The sequence below is a fragment of the uncultured Ruegeria sp. genome (genome assembly GCF_947489545.1).
Taxonomy (GTDB): Bacteria; Pseudomonadota; Alphaproteobacteria; order Rhodobacterales; family Rhodobacteraceae; genus Ruegeria.
On record NZ_CANLDZ010000040.1, the window covers coordinates 1 to 20,211 of the forward strand.

General features: G+C 57.1%; 17 protein-coding genes. 7 read left to right on the plus strand and 10 right to left on the minus strand.

Annotated features, from left to right (window positions below; translation table 11 throughout):
- Positions 1 to 341: 341 nt before the first annotated feature.
- On the minus strand, positions 342 to 2,546 hold the full coding sequence (katG, locus tag Q1B13_RS25800) for a catalase/peroxidase HPI (RefSeq protein WP_299085675.1): 2,205 nt from the start codon (positions 2,544 to 2,546) through the stop codon (positions 342 to 344).
- 438 nt (positions 2,547 to 2,984) lie between these two features.
- On the opposite strand from katG, the gene Q1B13_RS25805 reads away from it, so the two are divergent.
- Positions 2,985 to 4,604, plus strand: coding sequence for a choline dehydrogenase (locus Q1B13_RS25805; RefSeq protein WP_299085673.1), 1,620 nt, complete (start codon positions 2,985 to 2,987; stop codon positions 4,602 to 4,604).
- Positions 4,605 to 4,615: 11 nt separating this feature from the next.
- Here Q1B13_RS25805 and Q1B13_RS25810 read toward each other — a convergent pair whose 3' ends face one another.
- Positions 4,616 to 5,461, minus strand: coding sequence for an SDR family oxidoreductase (locus Q1B13_RS25810; protein WP_299085671.1), 846 nt, complete (start codon positions 5,459 to 5,461; stop codon positions 4,616 to 4,618).
- 88 nt (positions 5,462 to 5,549) lie between these two features.
- Between Q1B13_RS25810 and Q1B13_RS25815 the strand changes: the two genes are divergently transcribed.
- A complete protein-coding gene (locus Q1B13_RS25815) occupies positions 5,550 to 6,182 on the plus strand; it encodes a class I SAM-dependent methyltransferase (RefSeq protein ID WP_299085669.1) in 633 nt (210 codons plus the stop codon).
- On the opposite strand, the gene Q1B13_RS25820 is transcribed toward Q1B13_RS25815, so the two are convergent.
- The 3 genes from Q1B13_RS25820 to Q1B13_RS25830 are packed head-to-tail and all read right to left on the minus strand — an operon-like array spanning position 6,179 to position 10,127.
- Positions 6,179 to 6,958, minus strand: a complete 780-nt coding sequence (locus tag Q1B13_RS25820; RefSeq protein WP_299085667.1) for a carnitinyl-CoA dehydratase — start codon at positions 6,956 to 6,958, stop codon at positions 6,179 to 6,181. The two genes, Q1B13_RS25815 and Q1B13_RS25820, sit on opposite strands and share 4 nt — an antisense overlap.
- A complete protein-coding gene (locus Q1B13_RS25825; protein ID WP_299085665.1) occupies positions 6,955 to 8,967 on the minus strand; it encodes an acetate--CoA ligase family protein in 2,013 nt (670 codons plus the stop codon). Before Q1B13_RS25825 ends, Q1B13_RS25820 begins: the two co-directional genes overlap by 4 nt.
- Positions 8,967 to 10,127, minus strand: a complete 1,161-nt coding sequence (locus Q1B13_RS25830; RefSeq protein WP_299085663.1) for an acyl-CoA dehydrogenase family protein — start codon at positions 10,125 to 10,127, stop codon at positions 8,967 to 8,969. Before Q1B13_RS25830 ends, Q1B13_RS25825 begins: the two co-directional genes overlap by 1 nt.
- 77 nt (positions 10,128 to 10,204) lie before the next feature.
- Between Q1B13_RS25830 and Q1B13_RS25835 the strand changes: the two genes are divergently transcribed.
- Positions 10,205 to 11,146 (plus strand): GlxA family transcriptional regulator, encoded by a 942-nt coding sequence (locus tag Q1B13_RS25835; protein WP_299085661.1) that lies wholly within the window; start codon positions 10,205 to 10,207, stop codon positions 11,144 to 11,146.
- Here the strand turns inward: Q1B13_RS25835 and Q1B13_RS25840 are convergent.
- Positions 11,143 to 12,132 (minus strand): sterol desaturase family protein, encoded by a 990-nt coding sequence (locus tag Q1B13_RS25840; protein WP_299085659.1) that lies wholly within the window; start codon positions 12,130 to 12,132, stop codon positions 11,143 to 11,145. The two genes, Q1B13_RS25835 and Q1B13_RS25840, sit on opposite strands and share 4 nt — an antisense overlap.
- Positions 12,133 to 12,154: 22 nt before the next feature.
- Entirely contained in the window at positions 12,155 to 12,910 is a 756-nt protein-coding gene (locus tag Q1B13_RS25845; protein ID WP_299085657.1) for a class II aldolase and adducin N-terminal domain-containing protein, read from the minus strand.
- Positions 12,911 to 13,024: 114 nt separating this feature from the next.
- On the opposite strand from Q1B13_RS25845, the gene Q1B13_RS25850 reads away from it, so the two are divergent.
- The 4 genes from Q1B13_RS25850 to Q1B13_RS25865 all read left to right on the plus strand — a co-directional run bounded on the left by Q1B13_RS25850 (position 13,025) and on the right by Q1B13_RS25865 (position 17,766).
- A complete protein-coding gene (locus Q1B13_RS25850; RefSeq protein WP_299085655.1) occupies positions 13,025 to 13,900 on the plus strand; it encodes a LysR family transcriptional regulator in 876 nt (291 codons plus the stop codon).
- Positions 13,901 to 14,085: 185 nt separating this feature from the next.
- The gene (gene ade, locus Q1B13_RS25855) at positions 14,086 to 15,888 is read left to right on the plus strand and encodes an adenine deaminase (RefSeq protein ID WP_299085653.1); all 1,803 of its coding nucleotides are present in this window, start codon (positions 14,086 to 14,088) and stop codon (positions 15,886 to 15,888) included.
- Positions 15,885 to 17,348, plus strand: a complete 1,464-nt coding sequence (locus Q1B13_RS25860) for an AMP nucleosidase (RefSeq protein ID WP_299085651.1) — start codon at positions 15,885 to 15,887, stop codon at positions 17,346 to 17,348. The genes ade and Q1B13_RS25860 overlap by 4 nt, the downstream gene beginning before the upstream one ends.
- A 130-nt stretch (positions 17,349 to 17,478) precedes the next feature.
- Positions 17,479 to 17,766, plus strand: coding sequence for an HU family DNA-binding protein (locus Q1B13_RS25865; RefSeq protein ID WP_298935767.1), 288 nt, complete (start codon positions 17,479 to 17,481; stop codon positions 17,764 to 17,766).
- A gap of 177 nt (positions 17,767 to 17,943) precedes the next feature.
- On the opposite strand, the gene Q1B13_RS25870 is transcribed toward Q1B13_RS25865, so the two are convergent.
- From Q1B13_RS25870 to Q1B13_RS25880, 3 genes are read right to left on the minus strand one after another with little or no spacing between them, the layout of a single operon-like run.
- Positions 17,944 to 18,492: an amino acid synthesis family protein gene (locus tag Q1B13_RS25870; RefSeq protein ID WP_299085649.1), complete on the minus strand. Its 549-nt coding sequence runs from the start codon at positions 18,490 to 18,492 to the stop codon at positions 17,944 to 17,946.
- The gene (locus Q1B13_RS25875; protein WP_299085647.1) at positions 18,492 to 19,706 is read right to left on the minus strand and encodes a CynX/NimT family MFS transporter; all 1,215 of its coding nucleotides are present in this window, start codon (positions 19,704 to 19,706) and stop codon (positions 18,492 to 18,494) included. Before Q1B13_RS25875 ends, Q1B13_RS25870 begins: the two co-directional genes overlap by 1 nt.
- On the minus strand, positions 19,664 to 20,077 hold the full coding sequence (locus Q1B13_RS25880) for an ester cyclase (RefSeq protein WP_299085645.1): 414 nt from the start codon (positions 20,075 to 20,077) through the stop codon (positions 19,664 to 19,666). The genes Q1B13_RS25875 and Q1B13_RS25880 overlap by 43 nt, the downstream gene beginning before the upstream one ends.
- Between the last annotated feature and the right edge of the window lie 134 nt (positions 20,078 to 20,211).

A 20,211-nucleotide genomic window follows, 5' to 3' on the forward strand; every position in this document is an offset into this window, starting at 1 on the left:
GCGTCCAGCTGTCTCTCCAACCCGTCCGGCCGTCTCCCCGACCCGTCAGCGCCGTCTCAGCAGCGCCGGTGAAGGGGTATTTACGGATTAGGTCTGAGACCTGCAACCCCCATTTTGAAAAAACTTTACTTTTCCAGATGAAAGCTAACGAATATTAATGAAATCAATAATTTAGGTTAACAATTTGGCTAAGTCGAGCTTTTAAAGCCTTAACGAACATGGCCTCTCGGGTTTAAAATGCGGCAACCAATCCTGATTCACTGATTCATTGGCACCGCTTGCTGCAAAAGAGTACCGCCCGGAGTGATCCGGGCGGCTTCGAGTCATAGGTCTGAAAGGTCTCAGGCCAAATCAAACCGGTCGGCGTTCATCACCTTGTTCCAGGCAGAAACAAAGTCGCAGACGAATTTGGCTTCGGCATCACCCTGCCCATAAACCTCGGCCAAAGCGCGCAGCTGGGAATTCGAGCCAAATACCAGATCCACGCGTGTGCCGGTCCATTTGACCTGACCGCTGGTACGATCACGGCCTTCATAGACACCAGCCTCGTCGGAAGGTTTCCATTCCGTACCCATATCCAGCAGGTTTCTGAAGAAGTCCGTGCTCAGCGTTCCTTCGCGATCTGTGAACACACCGTGGCGAGAACCATCGAAGTTCGCCCCCAGAACCCGCAGACCACCAACAAGAACGGTCATCTCGGGCGCAGACAGTGTCAGCAATTGTGCCTTGTCTACCAGCAGCTCTTCCGGTGACACAGTGTAGTCTGTCTTCTGGTAGTTGCGGAAGCCATCGGCGGCGGGCTCCAGCACAGCGATTGAGTCCACATCCGTTTGGTCTTGCGATGCGTCGGTCCGACCCGGAGTGAACGGAACTTCAACGTCCTGGCCCCCGGCTTTGGCCGCCTGTTCGAGTGCAGCTGCGCCTGCCAGAACAATCAGGTCGGCCAGTGAGACGTTCTTGTTGCCCGCTTGCGCATCGTTAAAGGCTTTTTGCACGCCTTCCAGCGCGCCTAAGACTTTGGACAGCTTCAACGGCTCATTCACAGCCCAGTCTTTTTGCGGGGCAAGACGGATCCGGGCACCGTTGGCACCGCCGCGCATGTCCGAGCCGCGGAAGGTCGACGCCGAAGCCCAAGCTGTGGACACCAAATCCGAGACCGACAGGCCGGTCGCCAGGATCTGCTGTTTCAGCGCGGCAATATCCGCATCATCGATCAGGTCATGATCCACAGTCGGGACGTTGTCCTGCCACAACAGCTCTTCACTGGGTGCTTCAGATCCCAAGTACCGCGAGCGAGGACCCATATCCCGATGCGTCAGCTTGAACCACGCGCGGGCAAAAGCTTCGGCCAGTTGGTCGGGGTTCTCATGGAACCGTTTCGAGATCGGGCCATAGATCGGATCCAAGCGCATCGCCATGTCAGCGGTGGTCATCATGGTCTTGACCTTTTTCGAAGGATCATGTGCCGCCGGGGCCATGTCTTCTTCCTTAACGCCAACGGGCTCCCATATCCACGCACCCGAGGGGCTTTTGGTCAGGTTCCACTCATAGCCGAAAAGAAGGTCGAAATAGCCATTGTCCCACTTAGTTGGGTTAGCAGTCCATGCGCCTTCGATGCCGCTGGTAGTGGTGTCATCACCTTTACCGCTGCCGAACTTGTTGATCCAGCCCAGGCCCATCTCTTCGATGCCGGCGGCTTCGGGCTCTGCTCCGACCAGATCAGGATCGCCTGCACCATGCGCTTTGCCAAAGGTGTGCCCACCAGCGACCAAAGCGACGGTTTCTTCGTCATTCATCGCCATCCGCGCGAATGTATCGCGGATATCGCGTCCCGAGGCCAAGACGTCCGGCTCTCCGTCCGGGCCTTCTGGGTTCACATAGATCAGACCCATTTGAACCGCTGCCAGCGGGTTTTCCAAATCGCGTTCACCGGAATATCGGCTGTTTGGGTTATCAGTTGGGGCCAGCCATTCGGTTTCAGTACCCCAATAGATGTCTTCTTCGGGTTGCCAGATGTCCGCACGACCACCTGCGAAACCAAATGTTTTACCACCCATCGATTCAATGGCGCAGTTACCGGCTAGAATCATCAGGTCGGCCCAGGAAATCTGGTTGCCGTATTTCTGTTTGATCGGCCAGAGCAACCTACGCGCCTTGTCCAGGTTGCCGTTGTCTGGCCAGCTGTTCAGGGGCGCAAACCGTTGGTTCCCGGTCGAACCACCACCACGGCCATCCGCGGTGCGGTAGGTGCCAGCGCTGTGCCAAGCCATACGGATAAACAGACCGCCATAATGGCCATAGTCTGCGGGCCACCAATCCTGCGAATCTGTCATCAGCGCGTATAGGTCTTCTTTCAGCGCTTTGAGGTCCAGCTTTTTGAACTCTTCCGCATAGTCGAACTGTTCACCCATTGGGTTCGAAGCAGGCGCGTGCTGATGCAGTATCGAAAGCTTCAGCTGGTTTGGCCACCAATCCCGGTTTGACCGGGTACCAGCACCATGCATCACAGGGCATCCGCCCGTGTTGGGGTTATCACTTCCGTCCATATCGATCTCCAGTCCTGGCTAAGTTCGGCTGCTTTGCGCGGTCAAATCTGTAATGAACAAGATCACAGGAAGATGTCGCTGCTGCCGAATTTCAGATCTGGGCCAATGAACCCAGGATTTGACGTTTCGGACATCAACGACTCTGCCGTCTTGCTTCCTGTTAGTTATAGCAGTTCCAAGTCATGCAAATAAGTTTTGTTTTTAGATCAAATTCATAATTTTTAGTTATTAAACTCAAGCGCAACTCTGCGGCTCTTGATTGCCGTCGATTTTGGTAACCTTGGGTCATAAGTCCGGCTCGGTGATTGCAATTTTGCTCCATTCCTTCACGTTCAACTCAGTTGAATCGTGACGTGGAGTATTTGAGCGATACCCCCGGCGCATCACCAACGCGATCAGAGAGTTCAAACACGGATCCGATCAGGCAGGAGCATCAGGATGAAATTCGATTACGTGATCGTCGGAGGCGGGTCGGCAGGCTGCGTTCTTGCCAATCGTCTCAGCGAAGACCCGGACAAAACCGTCTGTCTTCTTGAGGCCGGTGGTGGCGGCGATAGCATCTTGATCCGAATGCCCTCGGCCGTTGTTGCAGCTCTGCCCGGGCGGCCCAAGATCAACAACTGGGCTTTTGAGACGGTGCCGCAACCCGGGCTGAACGGCCGCAAGGGGTATCAGCCCCGGGGCAAGACCTTGGGCGGATCGAGCGCGATCAACGCGATGCTTTATATACGCGGGCAGCAACAGGACTATGACGGGTGGGCCGATCTGGGGTGCGAGGGCTGGGATTGGGACAGTGTGCTTCCCTATTTCAAGCGATCGGAAAACAATGAACATCGCGCAGATGACCTGCATGGCGGCGGCGGCCCCCTGCAGGTGTCTGACCAGAAAGAGCCGCGCCCGATAACGCAAGCGTTCATCGAAGCCGCCGAGCAGTTGCAGCACCGGCGCAGAGAAGATTTCAACCGAGGCGACAACGAAGGGGTGGGGCTGTATCAGGTTACTCAGTTCCATGATCCAACAAAGAATGGCGAACGGTGTTCGGCGGCGGCGGCTTATGTCTTTCCCATCATCGATCGACCAAACCTGACGGTAATCACCCGCGCCCATGCCAAAGAGCTGACCTTTGACGGCAACCGCGCGACCGGCGTTGTTTACAAAAGGAAAGGCAAGGGCCACGACATCACGGTCGAGGCCAGTCGCGAGGTCCTGATCTGCGCTGGTGCGTTGATGTCACCACAATTGCTGCAACTGTCTGGTATCGGAGCGCCTGACGATCTTACGCAACATGGGATAGCCGTTCGCCATAGCCTGCCCGGCGTCGGAAAGAACCTGCAGGACCATCTGGATTTCATCCTCGCCTATAGAACCAAAGACACCGATACGTTCGGCATTGGCCCGGTTGGCGCGGCGCGGTTTATAGGCCACCTGTGGCGATGGCGAAAGACAGGGGTGTCGCTGGCGGCCACGCCCTATGCCGAAGGGGCTGCGTTTCTGAGGACTTCGCCTGAACTTGATCGACCCGACATTCAGTTGCACTTCACAATCGCTGTCGTTGATGATCACGCGCGCAAGCTGCATTACGGTTATGGGTACAGCTGCCACGTCTGCAAGCTACGCCCCGACAGCCGAGGCACAGTTGGCTTGCAAAACGCTGATCCATTTGCCCCACCTGCCATTGATCCCGGTTACCTGTCAGACAAGCGCGATTTGGACACTCTGATCAAAGGCGCCAAGTTGATGCGCGATATTCTGGAAGCCCCAGCGTTGGCCAAATACCGGCACAAAGAGATGTTCGGGACCGACAAGATCGAAACAGATAAAGATTGGGAGAGCCACATACGCGCCCGCGCCGACACGATCTATCACCCTGTGGGCACCTGCAGAATGGGTGTAGATGATATGGCCGTGGTTGATCCCCAGCTAAGGGTTCGCGGGATACAAGGCTTGCGGGTGGTCGATGCCTCGATCATGCCAACTCTGATCTCGGGCAACACCAACGCACCCACGATTATGATCGCCGAAAAAGCCGCCGATCTGATCAAAGCAGCGGCTCAGTGAGACTTACATTCTTACGACCCCGCCGTCAGGGACTCTAACCCGACCCTGTAATTGGGATAAAGAAGCTGAACACCCAGCTCGTCCTTGATCAGATCGTTCCGGACACGTTTATTTTCATTGTAGAAGCTGCGCGCCATGGGGGTTAGGTCTGCTTCATCATATGGCACTGCTGGGGGCAGCGGCAGGCCCTGCAATTCGGCGGCGTAACCGATCACGTCTTGTGGCGGCACGGGCTCATCATCGCAAACATTGTAGATGGAACCGGGATTCGGGGCCATCATCGACGCCGCCAGGACCTGTGCAATGTCAGTCACATGAATCCGCGAAAACACCTGTCCCGGTTTGATGATGCGGCGTAGCCCACCACGTTTCAGTTTGGAAAACGGCCCGCGACCCGGACCATAGATGCCGGCAAGCCGAAAGATATGCACTGGCAAGCCAGGGATGCCTGACCATTGCTCTTCGGCCAACATACGCCATCGGCCCCGTTTGGCGGTTGGCGTGGGCGGAGTGGCCTCATCGACCCAATCGCCTTGATGATCCCCATAGACGGCAGTGGTCGACAGGTACCCAACCCATTTGAGCTGCCCGGCCCGCTTGGCGATCTCGTCGCCCAGCGCGGCGAGAACCGGATCTCCATCTTCGTTTGGCGCTGTCGAGATCAACAAATGTGTCACCCCGTCCAGATCCGGCTGCTCTCCGGGCCAAATCAACGGTTCGGCCCCGGAGGTGCGGATGGCCGTTGCGCCTTCGATATCCCGAGTGGTCCCAAATATGCGCCACCCTTGCGGCGCCAGCGTGCGAGACAAGGCCTGAGCGGAATAGCCATGTCCAAATGAGAAAAGCGTGTTTGTCATGCCTCCTTTGATGATCCGCCATTGAATGGGATGCAAGCGCCGCATGGACGCACTTGATTCGAATCCTCCTATGCGCCTTGATTGACTCATGAGCGACAAAACTCCCAACCTGCATGCGGCCTATGCCCTCAAATCACCTGAGGACAACAAGCGCCTCTATGGTGAATGGGCTGGGGATTATGATGCCGATTTTGCAGCGCGCGAAGACTATCAGCTGCACATTCACACGGCCCGGGCTTTTGTCGCTGCCGGGGGGCAAGGCCCGGTTCTGGATGTCGGTGCAGGTACTGGCTTGTGCGGCGTCGTTCTGGCCGGGTTGGGTGTCGGACCGATTGATGCGACAGATATCAGTTCGGATATGCTGGACGTGGCAATGCGCAAAGACATCTACCGTGATACCATCGAGGCCGATCTGAACCTCGGTATCCCTGTCCCACGCGCGAGTTACTCTGGCGTCGTCTCGTCCGGCACGTTCACGCATGGCCATCTGGGGCCGGACGTGTTGCCAGCCCTGTTGCGCGTTGCACGCCCCGGCGCGCAGTTTGCCTTGTCGGTCAATGCCCACCATTTCGAAACACTGGGTTTTGCAGATGCCTTGAGCACGCTTGCGCAAAACCGGATTCGAAACCTGACCCTTCCGACAACCCGTATCTATGGCGACCTGGCCGCCGGTGCCAACAAAGATGACACCGCCTTTATTGCCCTTTTTGAGCGGATTTAGCGGCCCTTCCAGACCGGATCGCGCTTTTCGGCAAAGGCTTTAGCGCCTTCCAGATTATCCTCGGACCCGTACAACACATCAACGGTAGCCAACTGGCGTCGCGTGATACGATTCATGATATCTTGGAACTTCGAATCCTCAGCTTCGCGCACGATTTCCTTGATGGCCGCATAGACCAACGGCGGGCCGCTTGCCAACAAGCGCGCCAATTCCCACGCTCTGTCCATCAGCTGATCCGCGGGCACGATTTCATTTACGAGGCCCCAACCATGAGCTTCGTCCGCATCGAACCAGCGTCCGGTTAGCAGCAACTCCATCGCGATGTGATACGGAACGCGTTTAGGCATTTTCACGCTGGCAGCATCAGCTACCGTACCGGACCTGATCTCGGGCAGGGCAAAGGTTGCGTGATCAGCTGCGATAATCATATCGGCGCTCAGCGCCAGTTCTAACCCGCCCCCGCAGGCGATCCCGTTCACGGCTGCAATCACGGGTTTGTTCATATGGCGCAATTCCTGCAATCCGCCAAAACCGCCCACGCCATAGTCACCATCCACCGCGTCCCCGTCTGCAGCGGCTTTCAGATCCCAGCCGGGACAAAAGAACTTTTCTCCGGCACCGGTCAGGATTGCCACACGCAAGTCCGGATCATCGCGAAAATCGCGGAAAACCTCGCCCATGGCACGGCTGGTAAGCAGGTCAATCGCGTTGGCTTTTGGCCGATCCAGAGTCACTTCCAAAATGGCACCGTCACGGCGGGTTTTGATCGGGGTCATGAGCTTGCCTTTCGGATCAGCGCATCCACTGCAACCGCCCCATTGGCGGTGCAGATCAGCGGGTTGATTTCAACTTCTTCGACTGTTGCCGCATTGGCAATCACATAGTTTTGCACAGCATCGACAGCGTCCAGTATTGCGTCCTTATCGGCTGCCGGTTTGCCCCGATACCCGGCAAGCAAGGGGATGCAGGCCAAGCGGTTCATCGCTTCCTTAAGAGCCCCGCGTGATGACGGGATCAGCAAAGACACGGTATCGCGTAGTATTTCGGTGAGAATGCCGCCGGCCCCGAGGGTCAGAACAAATCCATGCGCCGGATCACGGGTGACACCCACCAAAAGCTCGGCAACTGCACCATCGGCCATTTCTTCGATCAGCACCTCGTCTGTCCCGATTGCGTATGCTGCTTCGAGCAGATCGGATGCCGGTACGCCAAGTCGCACCGCGTTGTGTTCTGATTTATGCGCCAGGCCCACGCCTTTGACCGCAAAGGGACCGCTCAGGTCCAACCCGACCTGATCCGCGTCTACAGCTTTGACAACAACGCTGCGCGGCACTGGCAAGCCAAACGCGGCCAAGGACGCTTTGGCTTCTGCTTCCGTCAGCACCTGATCGGCTGAAGCCTCTGATGGCAGCAGCACCGGTTCCGATGGGGTGGGCAACGGTCGCGCAGCAGCCTCGATGGCGGCCAGCGCTTCGTGAAGTCCGGCAAAGGGCACAACGCCGCCGTCCAACAAACGCTGTGCAATCGGTTCCGGCATCAACTCGGGCAAAGTTGCGGTCATGGCGAAGGGCCGTCCCGTTCGTTCGACACAGTTCAGTACAGCCTGCGTTGCACATTCCCAATCTGTTGGGTCCGTGTGAGGGTAGTCGACAATTGTCATGGTCAGGGCCTTGTCCGGCCCCGTCAGGCTTGACCATGCCCGGGTCATCGCATCCGTGTCGCGCCAGATATAGGTGTGGTAGTCCAACGGATTTGCCAATGCCACCATCGGGCCGAGGGCTGCGCGTAACGCGGTGCGTTGGCCTTCCGTCAAAGGTGGGAAATGCAGGTCACGTCCTTCGGCCATATCCGCAGACAGGCTCGCCTCGCCACCCGAACAGCTGATCATACCCAAACCATTTCCATCCAGGCGTCCGGTGACATGCAACAGCTTCAGACATTCCAGAAAGCTGGGGATGTCGTCCAATCGCGCGATCCCCAACCGATCCAAAAACGCCTGCGCTCCGGCGTCGCCACCCGCCAGTGAAGCCGTATGTGAAATTGTCGCGGCCTGCGCGTGATCCGAGCGGCCCATTTTCAGGGCAATGACCGGAACGCCCCGCGCGTGCGCCTTTTGGGCCAAGGCTTCCCATATCCGAAGATCACCAAAGCCTTCGATGTGAACGCCTATTGCGGTGATCCGGTCATCGTCCAACAGAGCCGAGGCAATCTCGGCCTGGTGTGTCTGCGCCTGGTTTCCGCAGGTCAGCATAAACGCCAGTGGCAACGCCCGGCGCTGCATTGTCATGTTGATAGCGATGTTCGAGCTTTGGGTCAGGATTGCAACGCCACGTTCGACTGGTTTCATGCCGTGCTGATCCGGCCAAACGGCAGTCCGGCTCAGGCCATTGATGAACCCGTAACAATTGGGACCAAGGATGGGCATATCCCCGGCGGCCGCGATCAATTGCGCCTGAAGATCGGCAGCCTGATCATCCTCGGCGCGTGCCTCAGTGAACCCCGAGGCAAAACAAACAGCCCCACCTGCACCCGCGGCGGACAGGGCCGACACTGCGGAAACGCTTGCATGCCGGTTTATTCCGACAAACGCCACGTCCGCGGCCCGAGGCAGATCTTCGATGCTTGCAAACGCCCGAATACCCCCGACCTGTTCGGCCTTGGGGTGAACCGGCCAGATATCTCCGTCAAACCCGAACTTTTGGGCCTGGGAAATCACTTCGGCACACCAGGCGCCGCCGCCAATGACGGCCAACGAGGATGGATTCAGAATGCGCCTCAACGCCATCAGGCACCCAGCGCCCGCAGCAAATCGCGGCTGATAATGTGGCGTTGAATCTCGCTGGTCCCGTCCCAAATCCGCTCGACCCGCGCATCGCGCCAAAAGCGTTCCAGCGGATAATCATCCATAAGTCCCATGCCACCGTGGACCTGAATGGCCGCATCTGTCACACGCGCAAGCATCTCTGAGGCATAAAGCTTGGCCGAAGCAATCTCACGATTTGCCGGCAACCCTTTGTCCAAGCGATCAGCCGCTGCCAGCGTCAGCAAGTCTGCGGCATCGATTTCGGTGATCATGTCGGCGATCTGGAAAGATACGCCCTGAAACTTGCCGATCTTCTGGCCGAACTGCTCGCGCGTTGCGGCATAGTCCAGCGCGTAGTCAAATGCGCGGCGGGCCCGACCAACCGACATGGCCGCGACGGTAATACGCGTGGCATACAACCATGTGTTCATCACATCGAAGCCGCCATCGACTTCGCCCAGAACCTGCGAATCCGGCAAGCGACAATCGTCGAAATCCAGCACCATGTTCTTATAGCCACGGTGGCTTACCGACTTGTACCCGTCACGGATTGTGAAACCAGGCGTGCCACGGTCCACCAGAAACGCTGTGATCCGCTTTTTCGGGCCTTTGGGTGTCTGATCTTCGCCTGTCGCAATGAAGACAATGATGAAATCCGCGTGTTCAGCACCCGAGATGAAATGCTTGGTCCCGTTGACCACCCAATCACCGCCATCTCGCACCGCCGCGCATTTCATGCCGCGCACATCGGATCCCGCGCCGGGCTCGGTCATGGCCAGCGCGTCCATCTTTTCCCCGCGCACCGCAGGCATCAGATACCGCTCGACCTGATCGCCCTCGCAGGCCATCAGAATGTTTTGAGGGCGCCCAAAGAAATGGTTCAACGCCATCGAGCCGCGTCCCAATTCCCGCTCGACCAGAGCGAATTCCAGATGGTTCAGGCCGGCACAACCAACGCTTTCGGGAAAATTGCAGGCGTAAAAGCCCAGCTCGATGGTCTTGCGTTTGATCTCATCCGCGATGTCTTGCGGCACTTCGCCAGTGCGTTCGACCAGTTCCTCATGCGGGTAGATCTCGTTTTCGACAAAACTGCGAACGGTCGAAGCGATCATCTCCTGTTCGTCGGACAAGCCATATTGCATCTGAATTCTCCACATCTGGGCGTGCCCATATCGTGACTGGCATTGAACCGAGTAGCATGCTGGAATAGACATTCATCATGCAGAAATGGAAAAAATCTCGCTCTGCACCGCAGCAAATCGGTGTGCTTCTGTTCGACGGGTTTTCGAACCATTGTCTCGCCAACACGGTCGAGCCATTGCGCGCTGCCAACATGCTGTCAGCGCGTCGTCTGTATGATTGGAAGTTTCTGTCGTTGTCTGCTGGGCCTGTGAGCTCATCCTCGGGTTTGCAAGTCGCTCCGCATGGAACGCTTCAAACGTCCGACGGTAACATGTTGATGGTGATGCCATCATATGGCTTCCGCATGCACGGCGGATGGCAAACCCTAGCTGGGTTGAGAGCGGCAGCCGACCGTTTCGATACACTCGTTGGGTTGGACACCGGAAGCTGGTTGCTTGCGCTTGCAGGTCTGCTGGACGGGCGCCGCGCAACTATTCACTGGGAGGAACTTACAGGGTTCACCGAACGTTTCCCCGAAGTGGATGCTGTCCGTGAGCGATACGTTGTCGACCGCGACCGCATCACCTGTTCCGGCGCGATGGCAGCGTTTGATCTGGTCCTTCATCTTATTGGGCAGGATCAGGGACAGGCGTTGGCGCTTGAAGTGGAACAGTTGTTCATGATCCGTGGTTCCGCTCGGTCCCACGCAGGCGGCGCGGGTGCGACCAGCGGCTATGTCAACAAAGCGCTGGCATTGATGCAGGAACATCTGGAAGCGCCTTTACCTATATCCGAAATTGCAAACCGGGTCGGTCGGTCGCAAAAAGCCCTTTCCGTGCGAATGCAGGCAGAGCTGGGCGCCGGCCCGGCCCAGGTTTACCGGCGTCTCAGGCTGAATCTGGCCCGCAAACTGGTGGCCGAAACCGACCTGACTGTCGGCGAGGTTGCCCTGCGCGCCGGGTATGACGACCCCAGCGCTTTGACCCGTGCGTTCAAAACAGAATTCGGGGTTACTCCACGCACATTGCGGGCACTCTAGGTATACATCTGCTTTTTGTAGGCCCGCGTGCGGGTTGTCGCCTCGGCCGAGCCATCGTGATAGGTGCCGAACCACTTATCGAACGGGATTTCGGACGTGCCGTAATTGCACTCGAAATACCGATGATGAAGCTGGTGAAAGAAATCCCCTGCACGCGCCGCATCCATATCCCCGGCCCTCAGCTTTTCGAACCCGGAATGGGATAGAATCGGGCTGACCTGCTGGAAGTAGGCATGAAACAGCAGATGCAGCGGATGCGACGACACGATCAAGTGGATGAAGTATGTTGTGAAATACAGGAAATTCTCGAACCAATGGTTCGAAATCCCTGACCACGGGCCGATATTGACGTTGCGGTGATGTACGGCGTGGACATGTTTGTAGAGTTTCGGGTGATGCTCCAGCCGGTGCACCCAATAGAAATGCAGCCCAGACCACATGGGGATGAACAACATCCAGACCACAAACCAGACCGGAGCGCTGGCCCAGGTGATGGTTGGGACATAACCGTTGGCCATCGCCCAGTAGATCACCCACTGATAGACGGTTGCCACCGTCATGGCGCTGCCGAGCGTCCACCAGATATTGTCCAGCACCTGATTGCGGAACGTGAAAGTGCCATTGTCGCGGGTCAGATCTCGGCGGTCGAACTTTTTATACATGCCCTGACCTTTGCGCATGTACAGCCACCAATGCAGGCCACCTGCAACAAGAATTTGGGGCGCCATATTCAGCAACCAAATGCGAAACATCCAGCCCGGCTTAAAGCTCTGCATCGACTCTAATGCAGGGAAAAAGAACATATAGGCCGCCAAGGCCAGCACCATGCACAACGTCAAGGCCGTGATCTGCAGCCATGCGCCGCTGTACCACTTCAGCACAGCCGCAGGGCGTGGCGGCCAAGTGAACAGAGGGTTCAAGTTCACTGGTTCTTCGGGGCGGTAATTCCAGCGGGCGGCTTCGGGGTCCTGAGCGGTGTCGGTCATGGCAGTCACTCTGTGGCTGTGGTCAGGTTGCGTAATCCGATCCTTCGGTATCCAGCATCGCCTTGATCTCACGCAGATGCGCCTGGGCCTGGTCTGGATACTCGTCCAGTTCTTGCGCGGTTTTCTCGGCAATCTCATCCGACAGCACGCGCAGCGTCTGGCCGGTCTGAAGCGCACGGATGTAGGTTTCGGCGGCACGTTCAAAATAGTAGAGTCTATTAAAGGCGTCTGCGGGGTCACTGCCAATAATCAGAACGCCATGGTTGCCCATGATCATGACCTTCTTTTTCGGGTCGGACAGCATCGAGGCACAGCGTTCACCTTCGCTTTCAAAGGCCAGCCCGCCGAATTCTTCGTCAACAACGTAGCGATCGTAGAAGGTCGCGGTGTTCTGATCGATTGGTGGCAAGGTGCTGTCCGCCAGCGAGGCCAAAACAGTTGCGAAGATCGAATGCACATGCATGACACAGCGCGCATGAGGACAATGGCGGTGAATCGATCCATGTAATCCCCAGGCCGTTGGATCCGGCGCGCCTGGTTGAGCCATTACCTCCGAATCTTTGGCATCCAGCAGCAATAGGTCCGAGGCCCGGATGCGGGCGAAGTGCATCTGATTGGGGTTCATCAAGAACTGCGTACCGTCGTCATTCACCGCAAGGCTGAAATGGTTGGCCACGCCCTCATGCATGTTCAGACGTTCTGTCCAGCGAAAGGCGGCTGCCAAATCCACACGCTCGGACCAATGGTCGATATTGGGACGAAGGCTCGTGACACGCATGGCAGGGCTCCTTTGGCAACTTGCGTTCCTAAAACCGTGCCTCTGGTCAACAGATTTGACCAACGAAAAAATCGCAACTATCCCATTACCTGAGCTTATGCCGAGGTTATAACGATGCAGAAACCGCTTCCGCCCCTAGGTTGGCTACGTACGTTTGAAGCCGCCGCGCGCAACCTGTCTTTCACCGGCGCAGCCCGAGATCTGAACATGACGCAGAGCGCTGTTAGCCAGCAGATCAAGTCCCTGGAAGGCCATCTTGGGCAACCCTTGTTCTTACGGCGACCCAAAGCACTTGAGCTGACAGAGGCGGGTATCACCTATCTGCCTGTGGTGCGCGAGGCGTTCCGGACACTGGTGCGGGGAACACAAGCCATCACTGGCGCGCAACAGGATGCGGTTCAGGTGCAGTGTAACATAAGCTTCGCAGTAAACTGGTTGGCCCCACGCCTGCCTGCCTTTCGGACCGAATATCCGGACGTGCGGCTCAATATCTTTACCGAGCTATGGGAGCCGCGCGAAATGGCCGACGGTGCGGCAGTCGAAATCCGGTTCTCTCTGCGGCCAGCCGATACAGTGCGAACAGAGTTGCTGCGCACCGAGCACTATTACCCGGTCTGCGCGCCTGGCTTTGAGGTTTCATTTGACAGCTTGCAGCAGCAACCCCTGTTCGACTGTTCGAACCTGTTGTCGAATTGGCCTAGTTGGGCTGAAGAACAGGGCCTAATGTGGGAAAATCCGCCGATAACCTACGCGACAACCTATTTGGTTTGCCTATCGGTCGCCATGGCCGGAGGTGGCCTTTGCCTTGCCCATGATGCCATCGCGCGCCACTTTATTGATCAGGGTTTGTTGGTCGCCCCGTTTGAACATCGCGCACCGATGCCTGAGGCATATTATCTGCTCTTGTCCCCTCAGGCAGAAGAAACGCCCGGTGCGGTTGCCTTTGCAGATTGGGTACGACGCGAGATCGAATTGGACCGGGTTGCCTGATCAAGGCAAGTTGGTCTCCCGCCGATTGTCGCTGCCCCATCGGGGCACCACCTCTGGTTGGGCCGGGCAGCGCTGGCGCGCTGCGGATGCATCAGCCGCGCTGGGCTGTGCCAAAGGTTTGTGATGATTTGATGATACGAAAATACCGGGGTTGCACCTGACCGCGCATTCAGGAAAGTTGAGCCATGGAATACACGCCTTTCCCAAGTTGGCCCGATGTCGCCCCTCGTTTGATCGCAGTTGCAGCCGGACGCGAGGCTGCGGATATGGTTATTCGCGGCGGCATTTGGGTGAACGTTCACAGTCGGGAGCTGTTGCCCGACCACTCTGTCGCGATTGCAGAGGGGCGCATCGCCTTTGTGGGGCCCGATGCCGACCATTGCACCGGACCGGATACACAGATCATCGACGCGCAAGGGCGTTATATCCTGCCTGGCCTGTGCGATGCGCATATGCATATCGAATCCGGCATGCTGACGCCTGCGGAGTTTGCTGCGGCGGTCATACCACATGGCACAACGTCGATGTTTACCGACCCGCATGAGATCGCCAATGTGTTGGGTCTGGACGGTGTCCGCATGATGCATGACGAAGCGATGATGCAGCCGGTCAATATCTTCACCCAGATGCCGTCTTGCGCACCGTCTGCGCCCGGGCTGGAAACCACAGGGTATGAAATCACGCCCGAGAATGTGGCCGAAGCGATGTCCTGGCCGGGGATCATCGGGCTGGGCGAGATGATGAATTTCCCCGGGGTGGTCCATGGTGACCCGAAGATGCTGGCAGAGATTGCCGCTACCCAGCGGGCAGGAAAGACAGTCGGCGGACACTATGCATCCCCCGATTTAGGGTCTAGTTTTGCCGCCTATGTTGCAGGCGGCCCCGCCGATGATCACGAAGGTACTTGTGAGGCAGATGCAATCGCCCGGGTGCGTCAAGGGATGCGGTCGATGATGCGGCTGGGCTCGGCCTGGTATGATGTGGAAAGTCAGATCACCGCGGTGACTGTAAAGGGTTTGGATCCGAGAAATTTCATTTTGTGCACGGATGATTGCCACTCTGCCACTTTGGTCAACGATGGGCATATGAACCGCGTGGTGCGCCATGCGATTGCCTGCGGATGCGATCCGCTGATTGCCCTGCAGATGGCGACGATCAACACCGCCACTCATTTCGGGCTGGAGCGTGAGATCGGCTCGGTCACACCGGGGCGTCGTGCCGATGTGATTCTGAGTTCGGATCTAACCAAGCTGCCCATCGAAGCTGTCATCGCGCGCGGTCAGGTTGTGGCCGAGGATGGCGCGATATCAGTAGATTGCCCTCATCTGAACTGGCCGGACACTGCCCGCAACACCGTCCATCTGGGCCACGCGCTGACCGAAACCGACTTTGAGATCGCCGCGCCTGCTGGTGCGAACCGAGTGCAGGCCAATGTGATTGGCGTCGTCGAAAACCAAGCACCAACCAAAGCGCTGAAGGTCGAACTGCCCATAATCGGCGGGTTGGTCGAGGGCGAAGACGGGGTGTGCCAGATCGCACTGGTGGAACGCCATCAGGCGACTGGCGGGGTCACCAACGCCTTTGTCTCTGGGTTCGGGTATAAGGGCAAGATGGCCATGGCATCGACCGTCGCACATGACAGCCACCATATGATTGTCGTGGGCACTGATCGCGACCAGATGGCGCTGGCGGCAAACCGGTTGGCCGAGTTGGGTGGCGGCATCACCCTGTTCCGCGATGGCCAGGAACTGGCACTGGTGGAATTGCCGATCGCCGGCTTGATGTCGGACAGCCCCGCAGCTGAGGTTGCAACAAAGGCAGGCAAGATGGTCGAGGCGATGCAAGCCTGCGGCTGCGACCTCAACAACGCATATATGCAGCATTCCCTACTGGCTTTGGTGGTGATTCCCGAATTGCGGATATCCGACCTTGGGTTGGTAGATGTGCGCAGTTTTGAAAAAATTGAACTTCTGGAACCACTGGCATGACAAAAATAATAACACACGAAGCCCTTAGCCCCGATAGTTTCACGGACCCTGTGGCCGCCGTCGCACGCCTGGAAGAGCTGTATGCCAAGGCGACCGAATTCCTGTGCGAAAGCTTTTCGAAAGCGATGACCGAAGGCGCACCGTCCGAGCGGTATCGTGCCTATTACCCCGAGTTGCGGATCAAGACATCCTCATACGCGCAGGTCGACAGCCGGCTTAGTTTCGGTCACGTGTCCGAACCCGGCACACACGCGATTACGATCACTCGGCCTGATCTGTTTCGGTCCTATCTGACGCAGCAAATCGCGCTTTTGATTAAGAACCATGATCAGCCAGTTACTGTTGGCCTGTCGAAAACACCTATTCCCTTGCATTTTGCAGTTGCGAACAACACGGATCTGGCGGCGCTGAATCAGGGTCCGGCAGGGTTTACATTGCGCGATGTCTTTGATGTTCCGGACCTGAACACCACCAATGACGACATCGTCAACGGGGTCCACGAAAATGACGATGGCGTCGGGCCACTGGCGCTGTTTACGGCGCAGCGCGTCGATTACTCGCTTGCGCGATTGTCCCATTACACCGCTACCGACCCGAGCCATTTCCAGAACCACGTTCTGTTTACAAACTACCAGTTCTACGTTTCGGAATTCGAAAACTATGCGCGTGAGCAACTGGCCGACCCGAACAGCGGCTATACCAGCTTTGTCTCGACCGGAAATGTCGAGATTACGAAGTCAGACGAAGCACTGGAACAACCGCTGAAACTGCCGCAGATGCCGACCTATCATTTGAAACGCGCGGATGGGTCGGGGATCACGCTGGTCAATATCGGTGTTGGTCCATCAAATGCAAAAACCGCCACGGACCATATCGCCGTATTGCGCCCGCACGCCTGGTTGATGGTCGGGCATTGCGCCGGGCTGCGCAACACGCAAGCCTTGGGCGATTTTGTTCTGGCCCATGCATATCTGCGTGAAGACAAGGTTCTGGATGATGACCTGCCGGTCTGGGTTCCGATCCCACCACTGGCCGAGGTTCAGGTGGCATTGGAACACGCCGTGGCCGAGGTCACCGAGCTGGAAGGGTATGAGCTGAAGCGGATCATGCGCACGGGTACTGTGGCTTCGGTTGACAATCGCAACTGGGAATTGCGCGATCAATCCGGCCCGGTGCAGCGGCTCAGCCAGTCGCGGGCGATCGCACTGGATATGGAAAGCGCAACGATTGCTGCCAATGGCTATCGGTTCCGGGTTCCGTACGGCACTCTGCTCTGCGTGTCAGACAAGCCCTTGCATGGCGAATTAAAGTTGCCAGGCATGGCGTCGTCCTTTTATACAACTCAGGTCAGCCGCCATCTGGCAATTGGAATACGGGCGATGGAACACCTGCGTGGCATGCCGTTAGAGCGTTTGCACAGTCGGAAATTGCGGTCTTTCGACGAAACCGCGTTCCTCTGACGCAAAAAAGCAACGAATCCCCCATGTTTTTAGGGCTTTTATCGCTACTATTCGTTGTGTTCGCCCACAATATACCGTTACAGTTACGCGGTGAGGCCCTATTTATCGGGCACGTTAAGGAGACCAAGAAATGGCAAAGCCTATGACTAAGACTCAGCTGGTGGCTGCTCTCGCTGACGAAATGGGAACCGACAAGAAAGCTGCGAACGCAGCGTTGGAGGCCATGACCGGCCTGATCACCCGCGAAGTTTCGGCCGGTGGTGCAGTAACCCTGCCCGGCGTCGGCAAAATCTACTGCCGCGAACGCCCCGAGCGCATGGTACGCAACCCCGCCACAGGCGAACAGTTCAAGAAAGAAGCGGACAAGGTGGTCAAGATGACCATTGCGAAAGCTCTGAAGGACAGCGTGAACGGCTGATTTCAGCTTTCATGACAAACGATTGAGGGTCGCCTTCGGGTGACCCTTTTTCGTTGGGATGTTAGAAAAAGGTGCTGGCGAATTGCGTTGTCTATCTATCGTGTTGGTCCGCTTTGAGCCCATTTTGCCGGATGCTGCGTTTGCGCCAAATGGCCGCTTTGAGAAAGTCCAACGCGATCAAGTGGGACTTGGACCGGTTCCAACGCGCGGATGAGCACGTGTTCCGTCCGAAAGTCCGACGCACAACACGATTTCGTCTGCGCGCGGGGCGTCAGGTACCCAGAGCGTCATCGTATCGATATGGTCAAATGACCATGCTTCGTCCTTGTGACCCAAAGGCAGATCAATTGACCCGCCCAACGCCCCAACCTTGTGGTTGGACGGCATCAGAGATTTACCGCCACCGATAGCTGTTCGCACTGGTTTGCCAAGTGCGGGGTGCAACAATGCAGCCCCATGTTCCATCGCGCCCGAAGATCCGATGAGAGCGGCTTTGCCATAGCAAACAGCTGGTGCACTCAACATGTGCACCAGCTCTTGTGTCAACGCCCCACCAAGCTGCGCGCCGACATCAAAAAGGGGCGACAGATCGTCTTGATGAAATCCAGCGTAAGGGTTTCCGACAACCACCATTGCAGCAACGCGTGTGATCTGGTCGCACGGCTGACCCATTTCATCTGAGGTGATGATCTCCTTGGTGAAAATCGTTTTCCGAATGATGAGCATCACACTCTCCTTTCCTGAGCGACCGCGGGCGCACTCCTAAGAGACTGGAATGCTAAGCCTAGTGGCACCACTGCAAAGAAGAGGATCATTGCAAGCCAAAGGGGCCCCTGCGGATTGCCGGTCCCATCAAGGATCGCACCTGCTAAAGGCGGCGTGATCCACATTATTGCATAGTAAACTATAAAGAATACCCCCATGCCAAAGGCCCTGACCTGAGGCCGCATGGCTTGCCCTGCCATTGCCATAATAACCCCAGCAGGTGCCATGCCGATCAGTCCGAACAGGACGCTTGCGCCAACGCCAGCGCCAGGCAGGCCAATTAACAAGAGCGCAGCGATAGCACCTCCCATGCAGACAGCCAAGACTATGTTTCGTCCACCAATTCGATCCACGATCTGTCCGCAGGCTGCACCGGAAAAGATCATGATCCAGCTGCCTACACTGATGATTCCAGCTGCAGCAATGGCGGTTTGGCCGTGGCTTTCAAGAACTTTTGGCGCAAAGGCAAGATAGGTGACGTAGGCGGCGTTAAAGACGCCCCAGGCGGCCGCCGCACATAAGATCAAACGCCAATCCGGTCCTGTCAGCGAAATCCTAGTTCCGCCCGTCGCATCCGGCAAATCATTCGGTGGACGGTAGAGCAAATACACCCCTAGCGCCGCGATCACGCAATAGATTGAAGCAGCTTGAAACGGGACTTGCCAGCCGTATGTCTGGGCTAACCAGGCGTGGCCAACTTGTCCCATAGCGATCCCGAAAGGCCAGCTCATCACAAGGATGCTCATGGCCGTGGCAATCTCGCGTCCTTCGAACCAATCCGCGACCATCTTGGTGAAATAGAGCGTTGTGAAAAGAAACCCGGACCCGGCAAAAACGCGACCCATTCCTATGGCCCAGCTTTCCGTCGCAAGCGACGACGCGGCGCCACCCAATGCCAAAGCGCATAGGCCTAGCACCACCATGATCTGGTCTGACACGTAACGCCCCCAATACCCGGCAGGGATAGCGAGGAATAAACCGGGTGCCATGAACAGCCCGATCAGAAAGCCGATATCTGCATAGCTCAGCCCGAAGGCGACGACCAGATCGTCGCCGACGGACGCTACGGTTTGAAACTGAAACCCGAGTCCGACCCGCGCAAAAAACAGCAAACCCAGAATGCGCCAGCGCATCATACCCAGCCAAGCCCGCGCAGCGCGTGCACGTCGTTCCAAATTTTGGTCATATGGCTGACTTTGTCGCCGTCAAACAGAATCACATAGGCGTAATCCGAGACAACAGTTTTGCCCGTAGGCGCAACCGGTCCGCCTTCCCCGGTTTGCGTACCGTGGAATTCGGCGGCGGCAACAACGGTGCCGCGCGTTTCATCCGCTGCAAAAGCCGTCAGCTTGTAGTGGCCATCCGGTACAGGGGTCAGAAGCCCTTTCATCCACTCAGCGTATTCAGCAAGGGTTGTCGTTTCTGCCAGAGCGTCAGCCTGACAGGAAAAACGCGCCCCTTCGTGGCAGAAAAGCTTGCAGCCTTCCCACCCTTTGCCGGTTTCGCAGGCTTCAAAAAAGGCTTTTGCGGTTTCATACTGGTTCACTGTGCTGTCCTCCGTATTGATTTGATGATGTCAATGTAGGCCAGCTTTCGATGTGCCAGGCTCCAGACTCATTGATTTACAGCCAGAATAGGACTGTAGCAGCGAGAGCGATGGCCGAGAGGAATACCTTTGGG